Annotated in this window: 22 protein-coding genes; 10 read left to right on the top strand and 12 right to left on the bottom strand. The window is 69.3% G+C overall.

The window, feature by feature from the left end; translation table 11 throughout:
• Nucleotides 1-130: 130 nt before the first annotated feature.
• The 3 genes from JUB11_RS04075 to ftsE are packed head-to-tail and all read right to left on the bottom strand — an operon-like array spanning nt 131 to nt 2,443.
• Nucleotides 131-796, bottom strand: a complete 666-nt coding sequence (locus tag JUB11_RS04075; RefSeq protein WP_247886817.1) for a YdcF family protein — start codon at nt 794-796, stop codon at nt 131-133.
• Between the two features lie 53 nt (nt 797-849).
• Nucleotides 850-1,752: a hypothetical protein gene (locus tag JUB11_RS04070; protein WP_207456331.1), complete on the bottom strand. Its 903-nt coding sequence runs from the start codon at nt 1,750-1,752 to the stop codon at nt 850-852.
• A gap of 10 nt (nt 1,753-1,762) precedes the next feature.
• Nucleotides 1,763-2,443 (bottom strand): cell division ATP-binding protein FtsE, encoded by a 681-nt coding sequence (gene ftsE, locus JUB11_RS04065; protein WP_207456329.1) that lies wholly within the window; start codon nt 2,441-2,443, stop codon nt 1,763-1,765.
• A 383-nt stretch (nt 2,444-2,826) separates the two neighbouring features.
• Here ftsE and JUB11_RS04060 point away from each other — a divergent pair, with 383 nt between their 5' ends.
• The gene (locus JUB11_RS04060) at nt 2,827-3,126 is read left to right on the top strand and encodes a helix-turn-helix transcriptional regulator (RefSeq protein ID WP_247886816.1); all 300 of its coding nucleotides are present in this window, start codon (nt 2,827-2,829) and stop codon (nt 3,124-3,126) included.
• A 22-nt stretch (nt 3,127-3,148) separates the two neighbouring features.
• Here the strand turns inward: JUB11_RS04060 and JUB11_RS04055 are convergent, their stop codons facing one another.
• From JUB11_RS04055 to hutI, 8 genes are all read right to left on the bottom strand, one after another.
• The gene (locus JUB11_RS04055; protein ID WP_207456325.1) at nt 3,149-3,946 is read right to left on the bottom strand and encodes an ATP-binding cassette domain-containing protein; all 798 of its coding nucleotides are present in this window, start codon (nt 3,944-3,946) and stop codon (nt 3,149-3,151) included.
• Complete coding sequence (locus JUB11_RS04050) at nt 3,943-4,725, bottom strand: ABC transporter permease (RefSeq protein ID WP_207456324.1); 783 nt, start codon at nt 4,723-4,725, stop codon at nt 3,943-3,945. Before JUB11_RS04050 ends, JUB11_RS04055 begins: the two co-directional genes overlap by 4 nt.
• A gap of 80 nt (nt 4,726-4,805) precedes the next feature.
• Complete coding sequence (locus tag JUB11_RS04045; protein WP_207456323.1) at nt 4,806-5,750, bottom strand: ABC transporter substrate-binding protein; 945 nt, start codon at nt 5,748-5,750, stop codon at nt 4,806-4,808.
• A gap of 114 nt (nt 5,751-5,864) precedes the next feature.
• Nucleotides 5,865-7,004: an AAA family ATPase gene (locus JUB11_RS04040; protein ID WP_207456322.1), complete on the bottom strand. Its 1,140-nt coding sequence runs from the start codon at nt 7,002-7,004 to the stop codon at nt 5,865-5,867.
• A gap of 124 nt (nt 7,005-7,128) precedes the next feature.
• Nucleotides 7,129-8,796: a urocanate hydratase gene (gene hutU, locus JUB11_RS04035; RefSeq protein ID WP_207456321.1), complete on the bottom strand. Its 1,668-nt coding sequence runs from the start codon at nt 8,794-8,796 to the stop codon at nt 7,129-7,131.
• 24 nt (nt 8,797-8,820) lie between these two features.
• Nucleotides 8,821-9,645, bottom strand: coding sequence for an N-formylglutamate deformylase (gene hutG, locus JUB11_RS04030; protein ID WP_247886815.1), 825 nt, complete (start codon nt 9,643-9,645; stop codon nt 8,821-8,823).
• Nucleotides 9,645-11,177 (bottom strand): histidine ammonia-lyase, encoded by a 1,533-nt coding sequence (gene hutH / locus JUB11_RS04025; protein ID WP_207456411.1) that lies wholly within the window; start codon nt 11,175-11,177, stop codon nt 9,645-9,647. The genes hutG and hutH overlap by 1 nt, the downstream gene beginning before the upstream one ends.
• Before the next feature lie 5 nt (nt 11,178-11,182).
• Entirely contained in the window at nt 11,183-12,430 is a 1,248-nt protein-coding gene (hutI, locus tag JUB11_RS04020) for an imidazolonepropionase (RefSeq protein WP_207456320.1), read from the bottom strand.
• A gap of 106 nt (nt 12,431-12,536) precedes the next feature.
• Here hutI and JUB11_RS04015 point away from each other — a divergent pair, with 106 nt between their 5' ends.
• The 5 genes from JUB11_RS04015 (at nt 12,537) to JUB11_RS32605 (ending at nt 17,470) form a co-directional block, all read left to right on the top strand.
• Nucleotides 12,537-13,904 carry a formimidoylglutamate deiminase gene (locus tag JUB11_RS04015; RefSeq protein ID WP_207456318.1) on the top strand — a complete coding sequence of 456 codons (1,368 nt, stop codon included), beginning with the start codon at nt 12,537-12,539 and terminating at the stop codon, nt 13,902-13,904.
• Between the two features lie 5 nt (nt 13,905-13,909).
• The gene (hutC, locus tag JUB11_RS04010) at nt 13,910-14,668 is read left to right on the top strand and encodes a histidine utilization repressor (protein ID WP_207456408.1); all 759 of its coding nucleotides are present in this window, start codon (nt 13,910-13,912) and stop codon (nt 14,666-14,668) included.
• A 191-nt stretch (nt 14,669-14,859) separates the two neighbouring features.
• Nucleotides 14,860-16,347, top strand: a complete 1,488-nt coding sequence (locus JUB11_RS04005) for a PAS domain S-box protein (protein WP_207456316.1) — start codon at nt 14,860-14,862, stop codon at nt 16,345-16,347.
• The gene (locus tag JUB11_RS04000; RefSeq protein ID WP_207456314.1) at nt 16,344-16,721 is read left to right on the top strand and encodes a response regulator; all 378 of its coding nucleotides are present in this window, start codon (nt 16,344-16,346) and stop codon (nt 16,719-16,721) included. The genes JUB11_RS04005 and JUB11_RS04000 overlap by 4 nt, the downstream gene beginning before the upstream one ends.
• 77 nt (nt 16,722-16,798) lie before the next feature.
• On the top strand, nt 16,799-17,470 hold the full coding sequence (locus tag JUB11_RS32605; RefSeq protein WP_348771349.1) for a zinc-ribbon domain-containing protein: 672 nt from the start codon (nt 16,799-16,801) through the stop codon (nt 17,468-17,470).
• Between the two features lie 703 nt (nt 17,471-18,173).
• Here JUB11_RS32605 and JUB11_RS03990 read toward each other — a convergent pair.
• Nucleotides 18,174-19,121 (bottom strand): replication protein RepA, encoded by a 948-nt coding sequence (locus JUB11_RS03990; protein WP_207456313.1) that lies wholly within the window; start codon nt 19,119-19,121, stop codon nt 18,174-18,176.
• A gap of 584 nt (nt 19,122-19,705) precedes the next feature.
• Between JUB11_RS03990 and JUB11_RS03985 the strand changes: the two genes are divergently transcribed.
• The 4 genes from JUB11_RS03985 to nthB all read left to right on the top strand — a co-directional run bounded on the left by JUB11_RS03985 (nt 19,706) and on the right by nthB (nt 23,898).
• Nucleotides 19,706-20,341 carry a hypothetical protein gene (locus tag JUB11_RS03985; RefSeq protein ID WP_207456312.1) on the top strand — a complete coding sequence of 212 codons (636 nt, stop codon included), beginning with the start codon at nt 19,706-19,708 and terminating at the stop codon, nt 20,339-20,341.
• A 387-nt stretch (nt 20,342-20,728) separates the two neighbouring features.
• Nucleotides 20,729-21,841, top strand: coding sequence for a DNA alkylation repair protein (locus JUB11_RS03980; protein ID WP_207456311.1), 1,113 nt, complete (start codon nt 20,729-20,731; stop codon nt 21,839-21,841).
• A 260-nt stretch (nt 21,842-22,101) separates the two neighbouring features.
• Nucleotides 22,102-23,100, top strand: coding sequence for a GTP-binding protein (locus JUB11_RS03975; RefSeq protein ID WP_207456310.1), 999 nt, complete (start codon nt 22,102-22,104; stop codon nt 23,098-23,100).
• A 42-nt stretch (nt 23,101-23,142) separates the two neighbouring features.
• Complete coding sequence (gene nthB / locus JUB11_RS03970) at nt 23,143-23,898, top strand: nitrile hydratase subunit beta (RefSeq protein WP_207456309.1); 756 nt, start codon at nt 23,143-23,145, stop codon at nt 23,896-23,898.
• Nucleotides 23,899-23,927: the final 29 nt, after the last annotated feature.

Here is a 23,927-nt window from a genome sequence, read left to right as displayed (position 1 = left end):
TCCGGGTGAGAGGAACGCTTCTTTGGTTTTAGTGGATATCGCTATCGTATTAAGCGAAAGTTATATGACTGCGCGATGAAGACAGGCGCGCCGGACCGCAGGACTGCCGTGCGGAAAATGCCGGGCAGCTTCAGGCCCCGTCGAGGAGACGTTCGATCCAGGAGCGGAAAACCGCGACGATGTACTTGTTGTACTCGTTCATGAGCAGGTTGGCGGTGCCGGGCCAGCGCCACCAGTCGGCGAGATGGACGTTGGGCGAGGCGACGGGGTGCGGTACGACCTCGATCTCCGGCGCCGCCATGCGGAACTCAAGCAGGCTGCGGCGCATGTGATAGTTGGCGGTGACGAGGCGCATGGAGGTGAAGCCCTGTTCCTTCATCCAGCCGGCCGTCTCGTGGGCGTTTCCGATGGTGTTGTCGGCGGAATAGCCCAGCGTGATGCAGCATTCCACCTCATCGGGCGACTGGCGGGACAGGCGCAGAAGCTCCTGCACCTCCACCCCGTCATAAACGCCCGACACGAACAGCTTGCGGCCCTGCCCTTCGGCCAGAAGCCGCAGACCCGTGCGCAGGCGCCCGCTGCCGCCGGTGAGCACGACGATGGCATCGGTCCGGCGTTGCGCCCCGGCGGCCTCGCCGGCGGGAGCGGGCTCGTCCTGCGGGATCGTTTCGGCGAACCAGACGAACCCGCCGGCCCACAGCAGCGCCAGCGCCAGCGCGGTCGCGAGCAGGCGGGAGAGCGCCCGCGCGACGCGCCCCTGGCCGCCGAACCAGCCCATCCCGAACCGGCCCGCCATGGCTCAGAACCCCGGTGCCGACGGGGTCGGCGTCATGAGAGGGGCCGGTCGCCTCACGGCAGGGTCACCAGCGTGCGGAGCACGGTCCAGCGCGCCGTCACGACCGCCAGCAGGCAGGCCGCGGCGGGCACGGCGGCAAGCGTCAGCCACTGCCAGGGCGCCAGCGCCGTATCGGGAAGCAGCCCGGCGCGCAGCCCCGCCGAGGCGTGATGGATGCCGGCCAGCGTCGCCGCCGCCAGCCCGAGCCCGAGCAGCCCGCCCTTCAGCGTCAGATTCATGACATGGGCCTCGAACTGCCGCGCGACGTAGCGGTCGGTCGCCCCCATCAGGTGCAGAAGCTCGACCACGTGACGGTGAATGGCGAGGCCGGAGCGCACCGCGAACACCACGGCGACCACCGCCGCCCCGCCGATCAGCAGCACGATGCCCAGCGCCGCGATCTGAAGCGCGGAGGCGAAGGCCCGCAGGTCGGAAAGCCAGACGGCATGGTCGTCGAGCGTGGAGCCGGGCGCCTCCGCGCCGAGCCGCTCGTCCAGCGCGCGCGTGTCAACCGTCCCGTCGGTGACCACGTCGATGAGGCGCGGCATGGGCAGCAGCGGGTCCGCGGCGGCCGGCCCAAGCCAGGGCTCCAGCAGCCGTGCGGTGTCCTCCGGCGTCAGGGTGGTGGCGGCGGTCACGCCGGGCGTCGCGCTCAGCACCTTCACGGCCGTCTCCACCCGCTCCTCCAGGGAAGCGGCGCCGGCCTCCGCCAACGGGGCGACCTGGACCGTGAGGCCGCCCGCGAGCCCGCGGTCCCAGCGCCCGGCCATGTCGGACACCAGCAGCGTGCCGGCCAGCGCCAGCGCCGCCAGATACACCATCAGCGCCGTGATCCAGGTGAGAAAGCGCCCGGTGGCGTCGCGGGCGAGCGGCAGGTCGAAACGCCGGCGGAAGAGCGAGGCCCCGTTCGTCTTCATCTCCGCCTCCTCACACCCACTGGGCGCTGTTGGCCGGCAGCACGTGCAGCCGGCCGTTTTCCAGATGGATGCGCGGATGATCGAACCGGCGGATCAGCGCCTCGTTGTGGGTCGCGATGACCACCGTCGTGCCGAGCTTGTGCAGCTCCTCGAACAGGTAGAGCAGCCGCATGCCGATGCCGTCGTCCACGTTGCCGGTCGGCTCGTCGGCGAGCAGGAGGCGCGGCCGGTTGATGACCGAGCGGGCGATCGCGACGCGCTGCTGCTGCCCGCCCGACAGGGTGGAGGGGGTGGCGTGCAGATGGTTGCCGAGGCCCACCCAGCGCAGGATCTCCGTGCAATGCTCGACGATGTCGCCCTCGTCGGCGCCCGCCATGCGCAGGGGCAGCGCCACGTTGTCGAGCGCCGAGAGATGGTCGAGCAGGGCGAAATCCTGGAACACCACGCCGATCTGCCGGCGCATCTCCGGCATCTCGTCCCGCTTCAGCAGGGCGACGTCGCGGTCGAACAGGGTGATCAGCCCGCGCGAGGGGCGGTGCGCCAGATACATGAGCTTCAGCAGCGACGACTTGCCGGCGCCGCTCGACCCGGTCATGAAATGGAAGGACCCGGGCGGCAGCGTGAAGCTGATGTCGCGGAGCACCTCAGGACCGGTGCCGTAGCGCAGACCGACATTCTCGAAGCGAATCACGTTTCCAACACCGCCGCGCCGCCGTGCGCGCGGCCTCCCCGTTCCGGAACGCAAGAGGACAAGGCTGTTTCATAGCGCATGCCCCCGCCGAAGACACGCGATATCCGAGGGGCGGGACCGGGCGATGGTCGGAGGGAAGAACCCCCCTTTCGATGACGGCGATAAGGTTCTTTGACTAACTGATGATGAGTCAAAAGATGGAAAGCCTTCCGTCATCCCCGCGAAATCGGGAATCCAGAAACCCATGAACAGACCCTGTGGAACAGCTCTCGACCCCCGCTTTCGCGGGGGTGACGGAAGGGTCATGTCTTTCGATATCCTTTCAAGGAGCTGGATGGATGCACTAGAATCCAGACCAGCTTTCCTCCGCCATGCCGGAACACATGATGAACTCTTCACGGAGAAACCGGATCGAGGCCGCCGCTGTCCGTGCCTATGACGCCTACAAGGCCGCCGGGCCGGAAACCTTCCCCGAGGAGGTGGCCGAGCGGCTGGTGAACGGCGAGCATCCGGTGAGGGTCTTCCGCGAGTATCGCGGCCTGACGCAGACGCAGCTCGCCGAGGCGGCGGGGCTCAAGCAGGGGTATGTGTCGCAGATCGAGGCGGGGTCCCGCGTCGGCACGGTCGACGTGCTCAAGCGCATCGCCGAGGCGCTGCGCCTCGACCTCGACGATGTGACCTGAGACCTATACCAAACTCAGCCGGTCAGACCGCCGCCCCCTGCTCGGCGGCCACCGCCTCGGCGCGGATCTCCTCGGTCAGGCGGGCGCGGAGGTCGGAGAAGGCGGCGCTGGTCTTGATGGTGTAGTGGCGGGGATAGGGAAGGTCGACCGGGATGTCGGCCTTGATGCGGCCGGGGCGCGCGGTCATGACCACGACGCGCGAGGCCATGAAGATCGCCTCCTCGATGTCGTGCGTGACGAAGAGCACCGTCTTGCGCTCCCGCTCCCAGATGCCGAGCAGCAGCTCCTGCATCAGCCCGCGGGTCTGGTTGTCGAGCGCGCCGAAGGGCTCGTCCAGCAGCAGGATCTCCGGGTCGTTGGCGAGCGCGCGGGCGATGGCCGTGCGCTGCTGCATGCCGCCGGAGAGCTGGCGCGGGTAGTGGTTCTCGAACCCGCGCAGGCCCACGCTGGCTACATACTGCGCCACGCGCTCGCGCATCTCAGCCGGCGCCATGCGCTTTTCCTTGAGGCCGAAGGCGATGTTTTCCGCCACCGTCAGCCAGGGGAAAAGCGTGTAGGACTGGAACACCATGCCGCGGTCGGGGCCGGGGCCGGTGACCGGGCGGCCGTCGAGCAGCACCCGGCCGGCGCTCGGCCGGTCGAGCCCGGCGACGATGCGCAGCAGGGTGGACTTGCCGCAGCCCGACGGCCCGAGGATGGTGATGAAGTCGTTGGCGGCGACCGACAGGGTCGTCGGCTCCAGCGCGCGGACGGGCTGGCCCTCGCGCACGGCCGGAAAGACGCGGGAAACGGCGTCGACGAACAGCTTTCCGGAACTCACGCCAGCCTCCAGGGAAAGAGCCGGCGGTTGACCGCCTTGAACAGGAAGTCGGAGGCGAGCCCGATCAGCCCGATGACGATGATGCCGAAGATGATCTGGCCGGTGGCGAGCAGCGCCTGGCTCTCGATGATCATGTGGCCGATGCCCGAGGAGGAGCCGATGAACTCCGCCACGATGACGTAGGTCCAGGCCCAGCCCAGCACCAGCCGCAGGGTCTCGGCGATGTCCGGGGCGTTGGCCGGGATCAGCACCCGCCGCACCACCCCGCCGTCGCCGGCCCCCAGCGTGTAGGCCGCCTCCACGAGGTCGCGCCGCGTGCCGGCCACCTGGCCGGCGACCATCAGGGTGATCTGGAAGACCGAGCCGATGAAGATCACCAGCAGCTTCTGAGTCTCGCCAATGCCCGCCCACAGGATCAGCAGCGGAATGAAGGCCGAGGCCGGCAGGTAGCGGGCGAAGGACACGAAGGGCTCGAAGAAGGCCTCGACCGGGGCGTAGGCCCCCATGGCGATGCCGAGCGGCACGGCGATCACCGCGGCCATCACGAAGCCGCCGATCACCCGCCACATGGTGACGCCGATGTCGGCGGCGAAGCCGTACTGCGTCAGCAGGATCCAGCCGTCCTGCACCATGGTCAGGGGGTCGGCGAGGAAAGTCGGGGAGACGAAGCCGCCGAGCGTCGCGAAGGCCCAGACGGCCACGAAAAGCACGAAGAAGGACACGCCGAGCAGGAGCCGCGGACCCTGGCGGATCGGCTGCAGGGGACGAAGAAAGGCCATGGGGAAAGGTCACCCGAAGCAAGGGAAGCGGCGCCGGAGGTCGGGCCTCCGGCGCCGGGCGGAACGTCCGAGGACGCCGCTTACTGGATGAAGCTGGTGTCGACGATCGTCGCCAGGTCCGGCTTCTTCCGGATGACCCCGATCTCCAGCAGCAGGTCGGCGGCCTCGGCCGAGAAGGTCTGGAACTCGCCCGCGAAGAAAGCCTTGTTGGCGGCGCGGTCCTGCCAGCGCAGGAAGGATGCCGACTTGGCGAACTGCTCGCCGCTCTGCTTCACGTCGGCGCCCATGATCTCATGGGACTTGGCGGGATCCTTGGCGATCATCTCGACCGCTTCGAAGTAGCTGTCGGCCAGCGCCTTGGCGGCCTTCGGATTCTCGGCCAGGAACTTCGGCGTGCAGCCGACCGTGTCCAGGATCATCGGGTAGTCGAGCGTCGTGGCGATGATCTTGCCGGCTTCCGGCTTGTCGCGGACGTTGGACAGGTAGGGCTCGTAGGTCATCGCCGCGTCGTTCTGCCCGGCGAGGAAGGCCTGGGCCGCCGGACCCGGCTCCATGTTCGCGACGGTCACGTCCTTCACCGACAGCCCGTTCTTCTTGAGGAACCAGGCGAGCGTGAAGTAGGGCGCGGTGCCGGGGGCCGAGGCCGCCACGGTCTTGCCCTTCAGGTCCTTGATAGAATTGATCGTGTTGCGCACGACCATGCCGTCGGCGCCGTAGGATTTGTCCAACTGGAAGATCTGCTTGGCGGGAATGCCGTTCGCGTTCCAGACGATCCAGGTCTCGACCGTGGTCGCGGCGCACTGGATGTCGCCGGACGCCATGGCGAGATGGCGGTCCTTCTGCGGAATCTTGACGAGATTGACGTCCAGCCCGTTCTTCTGGAAGATCCCCGCCCCCTTCGCCAGCGTCAGCGGCGCGAAGCCGGTCCAGCCGGAAAAGCCGAGCGAGATCTTGGTGTCCTGAGCAAGCGCCGGCGCCGCCGCGAAGGAAGCCGCGAGCGCCATGCCGATGAGCGTCCGAATCATTCTGACTGCCCTTTGTTTATTGTGAAGCCTCCAGAAAAACCGTAACAACCGCCCCCGTTATTGTCTAGACATAAGAGTGCATGCGGAATTCTCCGCGACCGGCGGGCCGACGGGTCAGGCGCGCGCCTTGATCCATTCGGACATGCCCTGGTCCTCGAGCGCGTACTGGCCGCGCGCCGAACGCCAGACGAGATTCTTCTGCCTCAACGCCTCGATGGCGGTCTGCACGGCGGGTGCCTCGACCGCTTCGCCGATGGTCTTCGAATAGCCCGCCAGCGCCGCCGCGGAGAAGGGTGCCGCCTGCGTCTCCTCGTCGCTCAGCCGTTCGATGACGGCCTGCTGGAGCGGCGTCAACGATGACCACGCGTTCTCGTAATCCTCCCAGAGGCGCCGCCGCAGCGCTTCGGCTCCCTCGCTCAAGGTCGTCTTCAGTTCACCGGCGTCCCCTGTTTCCAGCGCGATGTCCTTGAGGATCTGCGTCAGGATCTCGGGCCGGCGCCCGACCAGATCGAAGGCGGCGTAGACGTCGTCGGGCTCGAACCGGTTGCCGGCGGCAAGCCGCTCGTTGATCCAGGCCGTGTAGGCGTCTGTGTAGTCGCGCCCGAGCAGCGGAAAGGTCTGCACGCTGGCGCCATAGAAGGGCTGGTCGCGTCCGAGCACCAGCCGGCTCAGCTTGTCGCGGTGGGAGCCCGTGAGCACCACGACGAGGTTCGGCCCGTCCCGCGCGTCGTCCCTGGTGTTCAGCCGGTCGCGCGCAGCCTTGAGCGCGAACATCGCGTTCATTCCGGCTTCCGAGACGAGGGCATGCTGCGCCTCGTCGATCAGCAGGGCGATGCGCTTGTGGAGGCGGAGAAGCAGCGTTTCCAGCGCGTCAGCCAGCGTCGTTCCCTGTGGCTGGCCGATCTTCTCGATGTCGATCGACACCGCTCCGACCCCGACCTTGCTCAGACCCATCGTGCGCGCGGCCTTGACGGGGATCCCCTCCGCCTTGCGGAGGGCGGCTTTGATGGACTCCGCGATGAGAAGCCCCGGATCGGTGTCGCGGTTCGACCAGAGATCGACGTAGACGACCTCGATGCAGCGGTTCTCCAGTTCGGGAGCGAGATCGAGCCGCAGGAAGGTGCTCTTGCCCGTGCGGCGGGGTGCCGCGAGGCACAAGGTCTGCTCGGCCCCGAAGGGAGACTCACCCGTCAGCCGGTCCGCGATTGAACCGGCCAGCTTGGAACGGTGGAACAGGAACTTTTGCGCCGACATGCCCGCCCCCTTTTCGGGAGTTTTATGCTCGAAAACATAAATTATGGAACGCGGCATAAAAGGTCAATAATCCCGGCGGTCCCACCGTTGCCATGGGGCCGCCGGGATCAGCCGTTCACCACGCTCAGCCGAGGATGCCCGGCAGGACGAGCTGGTGTTCGCGCGCGCAGTCCAGGGCTTCCTGGTAGCCGGCGTCGGCGTGGCGCATCACGCCGGTGGCCGGGTCGTTCCACAGCACGCGCTCGATCCGGCGGGCGGCTTCGGGCGTGCCGTCGCAGACGATGACCATGCCGGAATGCTGCGAGAAGCCCATGCCGACGCCGCCGCCATGGTGCAGCGACACCCAGGTGGCGCCCGACGCGCAGTTCAGCAGCGCGTTCAGCAGCGGCCAGTCCGACACCGCGTCGGAGCCGTCGCGCATCGCCTCGGTCTCGCGGTTGGGCGAGGAGACGGAGCCGGAGTCCAGATGGTCGCGGCCGATGACGATGGGCGCCTTCAGCTCGCCCCGGGCGACCATCTCGTTGAAGGCGAGGCCGAGCCGGTGGCGGTCGCCGAGCCCGACCCAGCAGATGCGGGCGGGCAGGCCCTGGAAGTGGATGCGCTCCCCGGCCATGTCGAGCCAGCGGTGCAGATGCGGGTTGTCGGGCATCAGCTCCTTCACCTTGGCGTCGGTGCGCTTGATGTCCTCGGGGTCGCCCGACAGGGCCGCCCAGCGGAAGGGGCCGATGCCGCGGCAGAAGAGCGGGCGGATGTAGGCCGGCACGAAGCCGGGGAAGGCGAAGGCGTTCTCGACGCCGCCTTCCTTCGCCATCTGGCGGATGTTGTTGCCGTAGTCGAAGGTCGGCACGCCCATCTCGTGGAAGGCGAGCATGGCGCGGACATGCGCGACGGTGGACTCCCGCGCCGCCGCGACGACGGCGTCCGGCTCGCGCTCGCGCCGGCGCTCCCACTCCTCCAGCGTCCAGCCGGCGGGGAGATAGCCGTTCAGCAGGTCGTGGGCGGAGGTCTGGTCGGTGACCGCGTCCGGCCGCACCCCGCGCCGCACCAGCTCCGGCAGGATCTCCGCGGCGTTGCCGAGCAGCCCGACCGACAGGGGGCGGCGCTCCCGGCAGGATTGCTCGATGATCTCCAGCGCCTCGTCCAGCGTGGCGGCCTGGCGGTCGAGATAGCCGGTGCGCAGCCGCATCTCGATCCGGCTCGGCTGGCATTCGACGGCGAGGCAGGAGGCGCCGGCCATGGTCGCGGCGAGCGGCTGGGCGCCGCCCATGCCGCCGAGCCCGGCCGTCAGGATCCAGCGCCCGGCGAGGTCGCCGTCGTAATGCTGGCGCCCCATCTCCACGAAAGTCTCGTAGGTGCCCTGAACGATGCCCTGGGTGCCGATGTAGATCCAGGAGCCGGCCGTCATCTGGCCGTACATCATCAGGCCCTTGCGGTCGAGTTCGTTGAAATGCTCCCAGTCCGCCCAGCGCGGCACGAGGTTGGAATTGGCGATCAGCACGCGCGGCGCGTCCGCGTGGGTGCGGAAGACGCCGACCGGCTTGCCCGACTGGACCAGAAGCGTCTCGTCGGATTCGAGCTTTTCCAGCGCCGCCACGATGCGGTCGAAGCTCTCCCAGTCGCGGGCCGCGCGCCCGATGCCGCCATAGACCACCAGCTCGTTCGGCTTTTCCGCGACATCCGGGTCGAGGTTGTTCATGAGCATGCGCAGAGGGGCCTCGGTCAGCCAGCTCTTGGCGGTGAGGCCGGTGCCGCGCGCGGCGCGGATGATGCGGGAATTGTCGAGACGGGTCATGGGATTGCGCTCCGGGTCTGGCGTTCAGGCGGTGGCGAAGGCGAGGCAGGCGGCGAGCGCGCCGCGCAGGCAGTCGGTCAGGGCGGCGGCGCGGGCCGGGTCGAAGGCGGGCGGCGGCTCGTCGCCGGCCGGCTCGTCGAGATAGCCGCGGATGGCGAGTTCCATCTGCACCGCGTGGACACCGCGCTCCGGCGCGCCGTGCCGGCGGGTGATGTGGCCGCCCTTGAAGCGGCCGTTGGTCACCTGGTCGAAGGGGCCGGCGGCGCAGGCCCGCTCGATGGCGGCGGTCAGCTCCGGCGCGCAGCTCCGCCCGCCGTAGGTGCCGATGTTGAACTGCGGCAGGCGGCCCTCGAACAGGCGCGGGACCACCGACCGGATGGAATGGGCGTCATAAAGAACGACCCGCCCGTGCCGGGACAGCAGCCGCTCGACCTCGGCGGCGAGCGACGCATGGAAGGGGTCGAAGTAGGCAGCACGCCGCCGGGCCACCTCCGCCCCGTCCGGCTCGGCACCGGGCCGGTAGAGCGGCTCGCCGTCGAAGGTGACGAGCGGGCACAGCTCGGTCGTCGCCTGACCGGGATAGAGCGACGCGCCGCTCGGGTCGCGGTTCACGTCGATGACGCTGCGCGACCAGGGGGTGCGGACGGTCGTGGCGCCGAGGCCGTGGACGAAGCCATACAGCTCGTGGATGTGCCAGTCCGTGTCGCGCAAGGCACGGGCCGGCGACAGGAAGCCCCCGGTGATGTCCGCCGGGATCTCCGTGCCGGTGTGGGGGAATGAGACGATCAGCGGGACGTCGCCCCGCCGCACCTCGATCATGGACTCGTTCATGGGGCTTGCGGCCATCATCACGCCACCTCGAGCGCCGAGGGCAGCGCGAAGGGGGCCACGGCGCGGGCGAGCGCGCCGCTGCGGACCATGCCCGCCGCCGCTTCCATGTCCGGATGCATCAGCCGGTCGTCCTCCAGCGTGGGCACGCTGGCGCGCACGAGCGTGCGCACGGACTCCAGTGCCGCGCTGCTGCGCAGGGGCGCCAGGAAGTCGCAGCCCTGTGCTGCCGCCAGCAGCTCGACCGCGACGACCCCGACGGCGTTCTCCGCCATCGCCAGCAGCCGGCGCGCGCCATGGGCGGCCATCGACACATGGTCCTCCTGGTTGGCCGAAGTCGGGATGGAGTCGACGCTGGCCGGGTAGGCGCGCTGCTTGTTCTCCGACACCAGCGCCGCCGCCGTCACCTGCGGGATCATGAAGCCGGAGTTGAGGCCGGGGCGCGGCGTCAGGAAGGCCGGCAGGCCGGACAGGGCCGGATCGACGAGCATGGCGGTGCGCCGCTCCGAGAGCGACCCGATCTCGCAGATCGCCAGCGCGATCTGGTCCGCCGCGAAGGCCACCGGCTCGGCGTGGAAGTTGCCGCCGGACAGCGCCTCCAGCGTGTCGGTGAGGATCAGCGGGTTGTCGGACACGCCGTTGGCCTCGGTGGCGAGCGTCCGCGCGGTCTGGCGCAGCAGATCGAGCACCGCCCCCATCACCTGCGGCTGGCAGCGCAGGCAGTAGGGATCCTGCACCCGGTGGTCGCTGTCGCGGTGCGACGCGCGGATGGCGCTGCCCTCCATCAGGCCGCGCAGGGCGCCGGCGGTGTCGATCTGGCCCTGGTGACGGCGCAGCGTGTGGATGCGCGGGTCGAAGGGCGCGTCGGAGCCGAGCGCCGCGTCGGTCGAGAGCGCGCCCGCGACCAGCGCCGCGTGGAACACATTCTCCGTCTCGAACAGGCCGGCCAGCGCGTAGGCGGTGGAGAACTGCGTGCCGTTCAGCAGCGCCAGCCCTTCCTTGGGTCCCAGCACCGCCGGCTCCAGCCCGGCCGTGGCCAGCGCCTCGGCGGCCGGGCGGCGGCCGTCCGGCCCGTCGATCATGCCGATGCCGATCATCGCCGCGGTCATGTGGGCGAGCGGGGCGAGGTCGCCGGACGCGCCGACCGAGCCCTGGCTCGGCACGACGGGGATCAGCCCGCGCTCGAGCATGGCGGACAGCAGTTCGACTGTCCCCCAGCGCACGCCGGACGCGCCCTGGGCAAGGCTCGCCAGCTTCAGCCCCATCATCAGCCGCACGACGCCCTGGGGCATCGGTTCGCCCAGACCGGCCGCGTGCGAGATCACGAGATTGCGCTGGAGCGTCGCGAGGTCGGCGCTGTCGATGCGCACGGTCGCGAGCTTGCCGAAGCCGGTGTTGATCCCGTAGACCGGCTCGCCCCTGGCGAGAATCGCCTCGACGGCCGCGGCCCCCGCCTCGACCGCCGGGCGGCAGGCGGGGTCGAGCGCGATGGCGGCGCCGCGGTAGACGGCGAGCCAGTCCCGGAGGCTGGCGGAACCGGGGGTCAGTGTGATGCTTTTCATTTGCCCCTCCAGACGCGGGCGTGCAACGGGTTGAATCCCATGCGGTAGACCAGCTCGGCCGGCCGTTCGACGTTCCAGACCGCGAGGTCGCAGGACTTGCCGGGCTCCAGCGTGCCGGTCTCCCCGAGCCGGCCGAGCGCCCGCGCCGCCTCCCGCGTGACGCCGGCCAGGCATTCGTCCACGGTCATGCGGAAGAGGGTGGCGGCCATGTTCATGACCAGCAGCGGCGAGGTCAGCGGCGAGGTGCCGGGGTTGCTGTCGGTGGCGAGCGCCATCGGCACGCCGTGGCGGCGGAACAGCTCGACCGGCGGCAGCCTGGTCTCGCGGATGAAGTAGAAGGCGCCGGGCAGCAGCATCGCCACCGTGCCGGCCCCGGCCATCGCCGCAGCACCCGCCTCGTCCGTGTGTTCGAGATGGTCGGCCGACAGGGCGCCGTGCGCGGCGGCCAGCGCGGCCCCGCCGAGGTTGGAGAGCTGGTCGGCGTGCAGCTTGACCGGCAGGCCGAGGCGGCGGGCCGCCTCGAAGACCCGCGCGATCTCGTCCGGCGTGAAGGCGATGCCCTCGCAGAAGCCGTCCACCGCGTCGGCCAGCCCCTGCGCCGCCACGGCGGGCAGCATCTCCTCGATCACCGCGCGCAGATACTCCGTCCGGTCGGTTCCCGGCGGCACGGCGTGGGCGCCGAGGAAGGTGGTGGTGACGGAGACGTCCCGCAGCGTGCCCAGCCGGCGGGCGGCGCGGAGCTGCGTCAGCTCCGCCCCCCGCTCCAGCCCGTAGCCGGACTTGATCTCGACCGTCGTGACGCCCTCCGCGAGCAGCGCGTCCAGGCGCGGCAGGCTCTGGCGGACCAACTCCTCCTCGCCGGCGGCGCGGGTCGCGGCGACGGTGGAGGCGATGCCGCCGCCGGCCCGCGCGATCTCCTCATAGCTTGCCCCGGCGAGCCGCAGCTCGAACTCCCGCGCGCGGTCGCCGGCATAGACCAGATGCGTGTGCGCGTCGATCAGCCCCGGCGTGATCAGCCGGCCCTCGCAATCGATGACCTCGTCGGCCCGGAACCCATCCGGCAGCTCCGCCTCTGGCCCGGCGTGGAGGATCCGGCCGTCCCGGCAGGCCACGGCCCCCGTCTCGACCAGCCCCAGCCCGTCACGGCCGGGCGCCAGCGTCGCCAGCCGCGCGTTGCGCCAGAGGCGGGTGCCGCCGTTGCCGGCCGGCGTCTCGTGATGCGTTTCCCCACGATGCGTATCCATGAGCGTTCGGCTTCCCTGCGGCCCGTTATTTGTCTATACATAATCAGGAGCGGCGCGGCTTGTCCAGAGGGCGTCTCGCGGCCGGAATGGAGAAATGGGGGGAAGGATGAAGCTTCTGTTCGAACGGGCGCTGCTGCCGGCGGGATGGGCATCGAACGTCCGGCTGAGCATCGCGGAGGGGCGCATCGCCTCGGTGGAGGCGGACGCCGTGGCCGGTCCCGAGGACGAGCGCCACGCCATCGCCCTGCCCGGCATGCCCAACGTCCACAGCCACGCCTTCCAACGCGGCATGGCCGGCCTCGCCGAGCGGCGCGGACCGTCGGCCGACGATTTCTGGACCTGGCGGGAGGTCATGTACCGCTTCCTCGACAGGCTCACGCCCGAGGACGTGGAGGCGATCGCCGCCCAGCTCTATGTCGAGATGCTGGAGGCGGGCTTCACCCGCGTGGGCGAGTTCCATTACCTGCATCACGACGAGCAGGGCGACGCCTACGCCAACCCGGCCGAGATGGCCGAGCGCATCGCGGCCGCCGCCAGTTCCACGGGCATCGGGCTGACTCTGCTGCCGGTCTTCTACGCGCATTCGAATTTCGGCGGCGTCCCGCCGGTCCACGGCCAGCGCCGCTTCATCAGCGGCCTGGACGGCTTCGCCCGCCTGATGGAGGGCAGCCGCCGCGCCGCCGCGGGCGTCGAGGGATCCGTCGTCGGCGTGGCGCCGCACAGCCTGCGCGCCGTCACCCCTGAGGAACTGGCCGCCGTGGTGCCGCTGGCCGAGGGCGGCCCGGTCCACATTCACGCCGCCGAACAGGTGCGGGAGGTGTCGGACTGCCTCGCCTGGAGCGGGAAACGCCCGGTGGACTGGCTGGTGGTGGAGGCCGGGGTGGACCGGAACTGGTGCCTGATCCACGCCACCCACATGACGGAGGAGGAGACCGGCCGCCTCGCCCGCGCGGGCGCCGTGGCCGGCCTCTGCCCGGTGACGGAGGCCAATCTCGGCGACGGCACCTTCAACGCCGGCCCCTATCTCGCAGCCGGGGGCGCCATCGCCGTCGGCTCGGATTCCAACGTGCTGATCGGCGTCGGCGACGAGCTGCGCCAGCTCGAATACAGCCAGCGCCTCCATAAGCGCAGCCGCAACGTTCTGGCCGGGGAAGGGACGGCGGAGGGAGGCGCCTCCACGGGGCGCACGCTGTTCGATCGCGCGCTGGCGGGCGGCGCCCAGGCGCTGGGCTCCGGCCCCGTGGGGCTGACGGCGGGCGCCTGGGCCGATATCGTCACGCTGGACCGGACCTCCCCGGCCCTGATAGGCCGGAGCGGCGATGCCCTGATCGACAGCTGGGTTTTCGCCGCCTCGCGCCCCGCCGTGGATTCGGTCTGGAGCCGGGGACGCAGGATGGTGAGCGGCGGACGCCACCACGCCCGCGAGAGCGTGGCCGCGGCCTTCGCCCGGACGATGGAGAGGATCCTCGCGTGACCGACATGCCCTTCGGGACCAAGGCGGGAAAGCTCCCGGACGCGGCGCGCCCGACGGCGCTGCACGAGCGCATCCGGGCCGACATCGAGGAGCGGATCCTGTCGGGCGTCTGGCCCCCCGGCCACCGCATTCCCTTCGAGCATGAGCTGATGGAGCAGTATGGCTGCGCCCGGATGACGGTGAACCGGGCGCTGTCCGCGCTCACCGCCGCCGGGCTGATCGTGCGGCGCCGGCGCGCGGGATCCTTCGTCGCGGCACCCCGGTCCGAGCGCGCCCTGATGGAGATCCAGGACTTCGCCGCCGAGGCCGCGCGCGACGGGCGCCCCTACCGTCACGAGATCCGTGCCCGGTCGGTCGCGGCGGTGGACGTGGCGGCGGCCGAGCATTTCGGCATCCCCGCCGGCGCCCAGGCCTTGCGGCTCGACTGCCGGCACTGGATCGGCGACCTGCCGGCCGCCGTCGAGGACCGGCTGATCCTGCTGGACGCCGTGCCGCAGGCGGGGGAGGAGAGCTTCGTGGAAACACCCCCCGGCTCCTGGCTGCTCAGCCGCGTGCCCTGGACGCGCGCCGAGCACGTGATCCGGGCGGTCAATGCCGACGCGGCGCTCGCCCGCGACCTCGGCATCGCTCGGGGCGGCGCCTGCCTGGTGCTGGAACGGCGGACCTGGCAGGCCGACGCGCCGGTCACGGCCGTCCGGCTCAGCTACCCCGGCGACCGCCACCGTTTCGTCGGGCATTTCTCCCCGTCCGGAAAGGCCGGGTGAGGACGGCGCGGCCGGCATGCGAACCGGGAACGGGGGCGGGAGGCACACTCATCCGATGGTGGTAGGGCGGGTGGTAGGGCTGGCGCGAGGACGGTGGCTCGCTTATACCGGCGGTTTCCCGCCGTCATGAGGATCGCCGCGACGGGGCGTTCCGCCGCCCTTCCCTTCCGCTGCTCTCTCCTGGTTGTCCGATGTTTCACCGCCCGACCCCGCTCCTGAGCCCCGACCGAACCCGCGGCGACGCGGCGGATGCCCGTGGGCCGGCGTCCGTCGCATCCGGCGTGGCGGGCTCCGACGCGGACCGTTACCGCCGGCAGCTCCAGGCGATCACCGACAACGCGTCGGTGGCGCTCTTCATCATGGACGCGCGGCAGCAGTGCGTGTTCATGAACCCCGCCGCCGAAGAGCTGACGGGCTATCGGCTGGACGAGCTGAGCGGGCGGCCGCTGCACGACGTCATCCATCACACCCATCCGGACGGCACGCCCTATCTCCTGGAGGATTGCCCGATCGACCGGGCCTTTCCGGAGAACAACCAGGAACGCGGCGAGGAAACCTTCGTCCACAAACGGGGGCACTTCTACACGGTCGCCTACACGGCCAGCCCGATCCGCGAGAACGGGGTCACCGTCGGCACGGTGGTCGAGGTCCGCGACATCACCGAGGAGAAGCGCGCGCAGGATGCCCTGCGGCGCAGCGAAGGGCTGCTTCGCGGGATCGTCGAGACCACGCCGGAATGCGTGAAGGTGGTGGACCGTTCGGGCCGGCTCCTGCAGATGAACGCGGCCGGCCTGCGCATGGTCGAGGCGGACCGGCCGGACGAGGTCTGCGGTGGCGACGTGCTGGACCTGATCGCGCCCGAGTACCGGGACGAGTGGCTGCGCAACCATGAGCGCGTCTGCCAGGGGGAGAGCCTGAGCTGGACCTTCCGGCTCCGCGGCCTGGGCGGCACCTACCGCTGGATGGAGACGCACGCCGCCCCCCTCACCCTGCCCGACGGCAGCACCGCCCACATGGCGGTCACCCGCGACGTGACGGCCCGGCATGAGGACGAACTGCGCCGCCGCGCCCTGCTGGACGAGCTGAACCACCGGGTGAAGAACACGCTGGCGACGGTGCTGTCGCTCGTCCGCCAGACCCGCAAGGGAACGGATTCCCCGGAAAGCTTCCACGAGCTGTTCGAAAGCCGGCTGCTCGGCCTCAGCGAGGCGCACAACCTGCTGACCGACGCGGGCTGGGAGGGCGTCAGCCTGCGCGATCTGGTCGCCAGGACCCTGATGCCCTACACCGGCGGCGGGGCCATCCGCGTCGCGCCCGGCGCGCCGGAGATCAAGCTCGGCCCGAACAGCACGGTGACGCTGCAGATGATCCTTCTCGAGCTGGCGGCGAACGCGGCGCGCTTCGGCGCCTTCTCCGTGCCGGACGGGCGGGTCGAGCTGTCCTGGTCGCTGGAACCCGTAGCGGTGGCGGAGGGTGACGCCGGGCCAGCGCTCCGGATCGACTGGGTCGAGCTGGATGGCCCGCCCGTGGAGCCGCCGGCGCGCCGGGGCTTCGGGCGGCGCCTGCTGGAACAGGGCGTCACGGGCGAACTGGAGGGCGAACTGACCTACGAGTTCCCGCCGTCGGGCGTCCGCTGCCGCATGCGCCTTCCGCTCTCCTCGAAGGTGAGGCTGGCATGACAGCCATTACCGCCCGGCGCGTCCTGGTCGTGGAGGACGAGGCGCTGGTCGCGATGATGATCGCCGACATACTGGAGGACCTCGGCTTCGAGGTGATCGGGCCGGCCGCCAGCGTCAGCCGGGCACTGGCGCTGATCGAGTCCGAGGGGCCCGAGGTGGCCGTGCTGGACGTCAATCTCGGCGGCGAGAAGGTTTATCCCGTGGCGGAGGCTCTGCGGTCGCGCGCGGTGCCCTACCTTTTCCTGACCGGCTATGGCGCCGCGGGGGTCGATCCGGACTTCGCGACCGTGCGCATCCTGCAGAAGCCGGTGCGCGATGCGGTTCTGGCCCGCGCCGTCACGGAGGTCCTGCCCGACCGGAGCCCGGCGCCTTAAGCGGGCGCTGGCCCGCTCGCCCCCGGATCGCGTTGATTAAACCGGATACAACTCCTATAAAAGTCCGGCCTTTTTTCGTGACCGCGACCGGTGCGATGATCATTTCCTGCCCGACCTGTTCCACGCGGTACACACTGGACGACGCGTCGATGGGCGCGCATGGCCGCAAGGTGCGCTGCGCCAAGTGCAGCCACGTTTGGTGGCAGACACCAGCCACTGATACTCCGCCAGCCGATGACGAGGATCTCGTCACTGAAATCCGCCCGTCGCGCCCGGTCAAGCCGGCCCGTTCCGCAAAGAAGCCCCCCGCGCGGCGCGACCGGCGGGCGCTGATCGGCTGGGGCGCGCTCGCCCTTATCCTGGCTGCTCTCGGCACGGGCGGGGTTCTGGGACGCGGCTGGATCGTCGCCGTCTGGCCCCCGGCGGCCCTGCTCTACGACACGGTCGGGCTGCCGGTCGAGCCGGCCGGCACGGGGCTGGCCTTCCAGGGCGTCCGCTCCGAACAGCTGCAGGAGAACGGCGCCGCGGTGATCCACGTCGAGGGGCAGATCCTCAACGCGTCCGACCTCGTGCGCGCGGTTCCCGGCGTCCGCGTCATCCTGCGAGGTTCCGGCCCGGAGCCTCTGGGCGACCAGACCATCCAGGCGGAGCCGGGCGAGCTTCCGCCCGGCGCCATCGCCATCTTCCGCCACACGCTCCCCGCGCCGGAAGGGGTCACCGAGGTGACCGTCACCTTCGTGGGGGGCTGAGCGCTCAGCCACGCAAGGGTTGTTTTTAGGAATCGCCGAGGACTCGAGTCCTTCACCGGCACGTCGGCCGGACGCACCATCCCCACCCCTGCCGCAAGAATACGAGTCCGCCGCGCCTCCCGGAGGTCGGCTCCGCCTCAAGGGCGCGTAGTCTTGTGGAGGCCGGTCCGCTCTTCTCCGGCCCTTTGCGACGGGGCGTATCCATTCACGCGGCGCCAACCCATTGAAGGACAATCGCTTATCGCCATCCTTAGAAAAACGTGAGCCCAGCACTCCGCAGAGCGCATGCGCAGAGAATGGCAGCCGAATGCCGTCGCCATCCATCGTGAGCCGCAGGGCCAGGGGACACCGTGAGGTCCGCAGCGCGTAATCTTGTGGAAGCGGCGTCGGAAGGCTGCGTCGGCCTGCCGCTTCCTCGTCCGGGATTCGTAATCTGGTGGAAGCTGGCCTCACCCCGCCCCGGCCAAGCTGGCCGGCACGTAATCTTGTGGATGGGAGGGAGCCCTCCGTTCCCTTGAAGGGCGGCCCTGATTCGCTACCGTGCGTAATCTTGTGGAAGCGGTTCGGCTGGTCCGGAGACGTGCGGAAACAGAAACGGCGACCGGGAGATTCTCTCCGGGCCGCCGTGCGTATTGTGGTGGAAGTTGTTGGATTCGCCGAAGGAATCCGTTCGCGTAATCTGGTGGAAGCCTCCGCTCCGCCCTTACAGGCCGATCAGCGCCGCCTGACGGCGGTCGGAGGCGACCGGGGGCATGGACGGGTGCATGATCAGCCCCTCGCGGGTGACCTCGACCTTCGCTTCGGGATAAACGTTTGTCGCGACGCGCAAGGTTTCCGGGAAGCGGGTCTTGAAGTGGCGGATTTCGTCGTAGCCGGCGCCGAACTGCGCATGGAGCGACTGCCAGGTGATCTTGGTCGGCTCGCTCAGCGAATGCAGACGGTAGGCGAGCCAGATATAGACGTCGATCGCCATCGACTTGCTGGAGATCTCCCGGATCGCCGATTCGACGACGGGCACCGGATGCTCGCGCAGAGACTTGAAGAAGCTTTCCGACAGAAGGACGCGCTCTTCCCAAAGGGATCCCTGGCGGTCGTCCTCTTCCGTGAAGGTCAGGCCGCCGACCACGATGGAATCCTTGGCGAACTTGCTGCCGCGTCCCCTGGATTCATTCTCGTCCCAGAAGAAGGTCAGGTGGCAGGCGGAGAGCCGGTTGCACTGCTCCTTCACGTCCCGGTAGGATTGGCCGCCGGTGGACACGTTCATCCGGCTCATCCAATCGCGCATGGAGGCGCCCAGCTCGACCTCGCGGCTGTTGGACTGCAAGGCCTTGGTCTGCAGGTAGAGCATGATCAGCCGCGCGCGCGAACCGTAAGGCACGCCGAACTTCTTTTCCTTGCCGCCGACGAGCAGCACGCCGGGCTGAACGACCAGCGTCACCTTGTGTCCGTCGCGGCGCCAGGTCTGGTCGTCTGCGATCCGCTTGTGCGGCAGTGCGGTGAGGCAGAAGCCGCTGTAGGTGATGCCCATCGCCCGCGATTCGTCCGCGAGGACGGCGGCGGCGGCATCCACCAACGGCCGTTGCTCCCGCGGAACAAGTTCCCGGGCGCGTTCACGACCGTGCTGGATGATGAGCTGATGGATCTCCGCCATGGCTGTCTCTGGACCGTGGTGAGTGACTGGATTGGTAAACAATCTGGTTTGGCGGTGGGGTCACCGTCAATGCGTAATCTTGTGGGTGAAGCTATTTGTAGCTAGTAGATTCTAAATTATTAGTTTGTGCCACCAGACTACGCGGGAAAACCCGATTCGCCGCGACAAGACTACGTGATTCGCGCGCTAGATTACGTGGAAGAATCGAGGCCGCCTGTGGAAGAAATCCCGTGGCTTCCCGGCGAATCGAGGCGAATCGATTCTGTAAAACAGGCGGCGCACCCGAATCGGAGACCGGGCGGAAGTGTCCTTTCCGACTTTGCCGGGCGAATCGGGGCGGGGTCCGCAATCCCTGGGCGCGGCTGGGTTCATAGTCCTAGGGCCGTCCGGTCTGGTGCCAATGGCCCCGCCTCCCCAGATAGTCGGCGTTCGACTCGGTCGCCGCGCATGCGGATGGCTGGGGATTAAGATTTCGCCGCGGATGTTAACCCGCTCGGGACAAGGCGGGCTCCGGACCAGACGGGGAACGCGGTTGCCAGAACCGGACACCCCGGCGGACCGTTGCCGCCAATGGAGAGGCAGCCATGGGAATGATGCAAGACAAGCTCAACGAGTTCCTGCGCGGGAACCGCGCGGACACGCCGAAAAACTCGGGAACCTGGCGCACCCTCCGTGACGAGGCTGTGCCGGCCGTCCTTCCCGAAGCGCCGGCGCCGCGCCGCCCCTCCCTGCTGAGCGAACCGCTGGATCCCCGGCCCAGGGAACAGGCGAGGGAGCAGGCAAGGGAACAGGCCGGGCGGGTGCCGCCGGCCTGGGAAGCCCCGGAGCAGGTGATCGAGGTGGAGCGGCGGGAAGCGGCGCCCGAACCGGAAGCCTGGGAGGATGCACGGCACGCCGACGCGACGTCCGAGCCGATCCCGATTGATGTTCATGCCCAAGAATGGGAGGGCGACCAGACGGAGTTCGAACCGGCCCCCGCGCCGTCCGTCCTCCGTGGGCCAGACACCGATGCCGAGGGCCTGGAGGAGCCGGAGGCGACCCTGGCCCGCCGCCATGCCGGGCTCGAACAGGCGGCGCGCGAATTGCGGGAGGTGGCGTCCCAGCCGGTCCGGACCGAAAGCAGGGACGAGGCCCGCATCCGCGTGCTGGAGCGTGCCCTTACCGACGCGCTGGTCTACATCGACGAGTTGGAGCGCGAACTGGAGCGTCTGCGCGCCTGACACCGGCTGCGCCCCCATCGCGGAGGCGCGACGGTGTTCAGGCGATCGCGGCGGCCACGCCGGTGGGCATGCTGGCGCCGGCGCCTATGCCCGCCTCCCATCCTGCGCCGGCTGGGCTGCGACGAGATGCAGGGCTACCTGCGGGGCCCGCCGGTTCCGGCCGAGGCCCTGGAACCCCTGCTCGGCACCACTCCGTCCCGGCGGCATGCACGGGTCGCGACGCACGGTTATACCGGGTTCGGAGGTCCTGACCACAGGTCAGGACTTCATGAAAATCGTATTAGGGGAGGGCGAAAACGCCCGCGATCTTGCCTCGATCCCGCGCTGGCATGTCGTCTATGATGGGCGCGCCGGTGGCCGCCACACCGGGCGGACTCCGGGGGCGACATGGAAAAGATGCAAAGTGCCGATGGGGCCTCTCCGGCGCTGAAGGAGCTTTTCGACCGCCCTCGCCTCCGTCACATCGCCGAGGAGGCGAAGGCCGTCCATCCGGATTTCGATGTCCGGCGCTTCCTGGATCTCGCCGGACGGGATCTCGACCAGCTCGGCGTCATGCAGCGGATGCGGCAGACAGCCCGGAGTCTGGGGGCCGTCCTGCCGGAGGATTTTCCGGAAAGCACGGTCATCATCGAGAGGCTCGCGCCGAGGATCGGCAACGCCTTCGTCGCGATGACGCTCGCGGAATACGTTGCCCTTTTCGGGCAGGAGCATTTCGAACGCTCGATGGAGGTCTTGAAGACTCTCACGGTCTTCGGATCGGCGGAGTTCGCGATCCGGACCTTTCTTCGGCGTGATTTCGACCGGACGATCACCGTGATGGAAGGATGGGCTGGGCACGAGAACGAACATGTCCGCCGCTTGGCGAGCGAGGGCAGCCGGCCCCGCCTGCCCTGGTCCTTCAAGCTCGATCCGATGATCGCCGACCCGTCGCGTGGCGCGGCCATCCTCGATGCGCTCAAGAACGATCCGAGTCCCTATGTGCGAAAGTCGGTCGCCAACCATCTCAACGACATCGCCAAGGACCATCCCGCCTGGGCGCTCGACCGGATCGCCTCCTGGCCGCTGGAGGATCCCCGCACCGCCTGGATCGCCAGGCACGCGTTGCGGACCCTGATCAAGAGAGGAGACGAGGCGGCCCTCGCGATCGTCGGCGCGACCGGCCGGCCCCGGCAGTGCATTGCCGGCTTCACGGTCGATCCGCCCGCCGTCCGATTGGGCGGCACGATCCGCCTGTCCTGCACGCTCACGACGACCTCGCCGGAGCCGCAGCGCCTCGTCATCGACTACGCGATCCATTATGTGAAGAAGAGCGGCAAGACCTTCCGGAAGGTCTTCAAGATGAAGGAAATCCTGCTCGCCCCGCAGGGCACCGAGCGTATTTCGCGCGTCCAGACCCTGCGTGACTTCACGACGCGCACCCACCATCCGGGCCGGCATGAGGTCGAACTTCTGGTGAATGGCACCTGCTTGGCCAGGAGCTTCTTCGACCTGTCGCTCTGACGGGCTCTGGCCGGAGTCCTTGGCCGGATTTGCACGCCTGTTTGTCCGGAATTGCCGTCTCCGTTCCGTTGAACGGACGGCGGCCCTGTTGTGCAATGGACATACAGCGACACGAACGAATTCCTGCCGGACGCCCATTCCCCACACGCCCTCCCAACACTGGCCAAGGCGCCGGACGTTAACCGGAGCGGTGATCGGCCGCCGGGACGGCATGTTCGGCCGGCTCTCCACGTGCAACACCGAAACGACGGAGCATCGCCATGCGATCGATCCCGGTAACCGTGCTGACCGGATTTCTCGGGGCCGGCAAGACCACCCTGCTCAACCGCATCCTGGCGGAGCGCGGTGGCGGGCGGACCGCCGTCATCGTCAACGAATACGGCGAACTCGGCATCGACGGGATGCTCGTGGAGGCGACGGACGAGACGGTGGTGGAACTCAACAATGGCTGCGTCTGCTGCGTCGTGCGCGGCGATCTGATCGCGGCGCTGGGCCGGCTGGTGGATGGCAGCCTGGGCGGAAGCGGGAACGCGCGCGCCTTCGACCGCGTCGTCATCGAGACGAGCGGCCTCGCCGACCCCGCACCCGTCATCCAGTCCTTCGTGCTGGACGAAGCCTTGCGCGCCCATTTCGCCCTGGACGCCATCGTCACCGTCGCCGACGCGCGCCACCTGCCCCGCCAGCTCGAGCATGACGAGGCGCGCGAGCAGGTCGCCTTCGCCGACGTGATCCTGCTGAACAAGATCGACCTGGAGGATGCCGAGGCCCTCGATGCGGTGGAGCGTGAGATCCGCCGGCTCAACCCGCTGGCGCGCGTCCACCGCACCCGCGGCTGCGCGCTGCCGCTGGCCGAGGTCCTGGACATCGGTGCCTTCGACCTGCGCAACATCCTGCGCCTCGACCCCGACATTCTGGAAGACCACGAGCACGAGCACGCGGCCGACATCGCCTGCGTGGCCTTCCGCGAGGCGGGCCGGCTCGACCCGGACGCCGTGGACCGCTGGCTCAACCAGCTCCTCCAGGAGAAGGGGCGCGACCTGCTGCGCATCAAGGGCGTGCTCGACATCGACGGCGAGAACCGCCGCTTCGTCTTCCACGGCGTCCACATGACGCTGGACGGCCGTCACGGCCGCGCCTGGCGTCCCGGCGACGAGCGGCTGAACCAGCTCGTCTTCATCGGCCGGAACCTCGACGCCGGCGCCCTGCGGGCGGGTCTCGCCGGCTGCATCGTCCCCGCCGAGGCGCCCGCCCTGTCCTGAACCGGTCCTCCAAGACCCCTCTTCCAACCAAGGACCCTGCCGATGAAGCTGCAACATTATCTTGGCGGCCTGGAAGGGCTCGGCCCCCTCACCATCGAGACGCGCGTCTTCGTGGAGGAGTGGGAGACGCGCATCTTCGGCATCCACACCGCGATGATGGCGCTCAGCCCCCAGTTGTCCCTGCCCGCCACGCCCAGCGCCTTCCACACCGTCTGGACCTGGGCGGACCTGCGCAAGGGTGCCGAAGCCATGAACCCTTTCGACTATTTCAAGTACCGCTATTACGAGAAATGGCTGGGCGGCATCTCCGGCTATTTCGTCGCCAACGGCTACATCACCGAGGAGGAGCTGGAAGCCCGGACAGCCGAATATCTGGGCGACCCGGACAAGCCCCTGCCCCGGGGCGGCTCCCCCGAGATCGACCGGCGCGTCGAGCGCTACCTGGAGGAGGGCGATTCGCCCCACCGCGACCTCGCCGTCCCGGTCGAGTTCCGGGAAGGCGACCAGGTGCGGGTGCGGAACGTGCCGACGCTGGAGCACACCCGGCTGCCGGGTTTCCTGCGTGACCGCAACGGCACCGTGGTGACGGTCTATCCGGGTGCCTACGGCTATCTGACCGACACCGGCGCCGACGGCATCGGAGCGCCGATGGCCGTCTATTGCGTCCGCTTCGACCCGCAGGACCTTTGGCCCGGCAACACGGAGCCCAACCTGTCGCTCTACGCCGACCTCTATGCCGCCTACGTGGCCGAGCCGACCGCAGAGCTTGCCGCCCCCTCCGGCGATGCATCCGCCTGACGCATCCACCCGTCCGATCCAGGAGCCGA

Source organism: Azospirillum sp. SYSU D00513, from assembly GCF_017356015.1.
Lineage (GTDB): Bacteria > Pseudomonadota > Alphaproteobacteria > Azospirillales > Azospirillaceae > Azospirillum.
Note: the sequence above shows the minus strand (reverse complement) of the source record. Positions and strands in the feature narration are given on the sequence as shown.

Coding starts and splice junctions, on each gene's coding strand:
- JUB11_RS04000 (WP_207456314.1), top strand. CDS start 16,344: ATGACAGCCATTACCGCCCGGCGCGTCCTGGTCGTGGAGGACGAGGCG.
- JUB11_RS03975 (WP_207456310.1), top strand. CDS start 22,102: ATGCGATCGATCCCGGTAACCGTGCTGACCGGATTTCTCGGGGCCGGC.
- JUB11_RS03985 (WP_207456312.1), top strand. CDS start 19,706: ATGGGAATGATGCAAGACAAGCTCAACGAGTTCCTGCGCGGGAACCGC.
- hutI (WP_207456320.1), bottom strand. CDS start 12,430: ATGGATACGCATCGTGGGGAAACGCATCACGAGACGCCGGCCGGCAAC.
- JUB11_RS04005 (WP_207456316.1), top strand. CDS start 14,860: ATGTTTCACCGCCCGACCCCGCTCCTGAGCCCCGACCGAACCCGCGGC.
- hutU (WP_207456321.1), bottom strand. CDS start 8,796: ATGACCCGTCTCGACAATTCCCGCATCATCCGCGCCGCGCGCGGCACC.
- nthB (WP_207456309.1), top strand. CDS start 23,143: ATGAAGCTGCAACATTATCTTGGCGGCCTGGAAGGGCTCGGCCCCCTC.
- JUB11_RS04015 (WP_207456318.1), top strand. CDS start 12,537: ATGAAGCTTCTGTTCGAACGGGCGCTGCTGCCGGCGGGATGGGCATCG.
- JUB11_RS04075 (WP_247886817.1), bottom strand. CDS start 796: ATGGCGGGCCGGTTCGGGATGGGCTGGTTCGGCGGCCAGGGGCGCGTC.
- JUB11_RS04050 (WP_207456324.1), bottom strand. CDS start 4,725: ATGGCCTTTCTTCGTCCCCTGCAGCCGATCCGCCAGGGTCCGCGGCTC.
- hutG (WP_247886815.1), bottom strand. CDS start 9,645: ATGATGGCCGCAAGCCCCATGAACGAGTCCATGATCGAGGTGCGGCGG.
- hutC (WP_207456408.1), top strand. CDS start 13,910: ATGCCCTTCGGGACCAAGGCGGGAAAGCTCCCGGACGCGGCGCGCCCG.
- JUB11_RS04040 (WP_207456322.1), bottom strand. CDS start 7,004: ATGTCGGCGCAAAAGTTCCTGTTCCACCGTTCCAAGCTGGCCGGTTCA.
- JUB11_RS04060 (WP_247886816.1), top strand. CDS start 2,827: ATGATGAACTCTTCACGGAGAAACCGGATCGAGGCCGCCGCTGTCCGT.
- JUB11_RS03980 (WP_207456311.1), top strand. CDS start 20,729: ATGGAAAAGATGCAAAGTGCCGATGGGGCCTCTCCGGCGCTGAAGGAG.
- JUB11_RS03990 (WP_207456313.1), bottom strand. CDS start 19,121: ATGGCGGAGATCCATCAGCTCATCATCCAGCACGGTCGTGAACGCGCC.
- JUB11_RS04045 (WP_207456323.1), bottom strand. CDS start 5,750: ATGATTCGGACGCTCATCGGCATGGCGCTCGCGGCTTCCTTCGCGGCG.
- JUB11_RS04070 (WP_207456331.1), bottom strand. CDS start 1,752: ATGAAGACGAACGGGGCCTCGCTCTTCCGCCGGCGTTTCGACCTGCCG.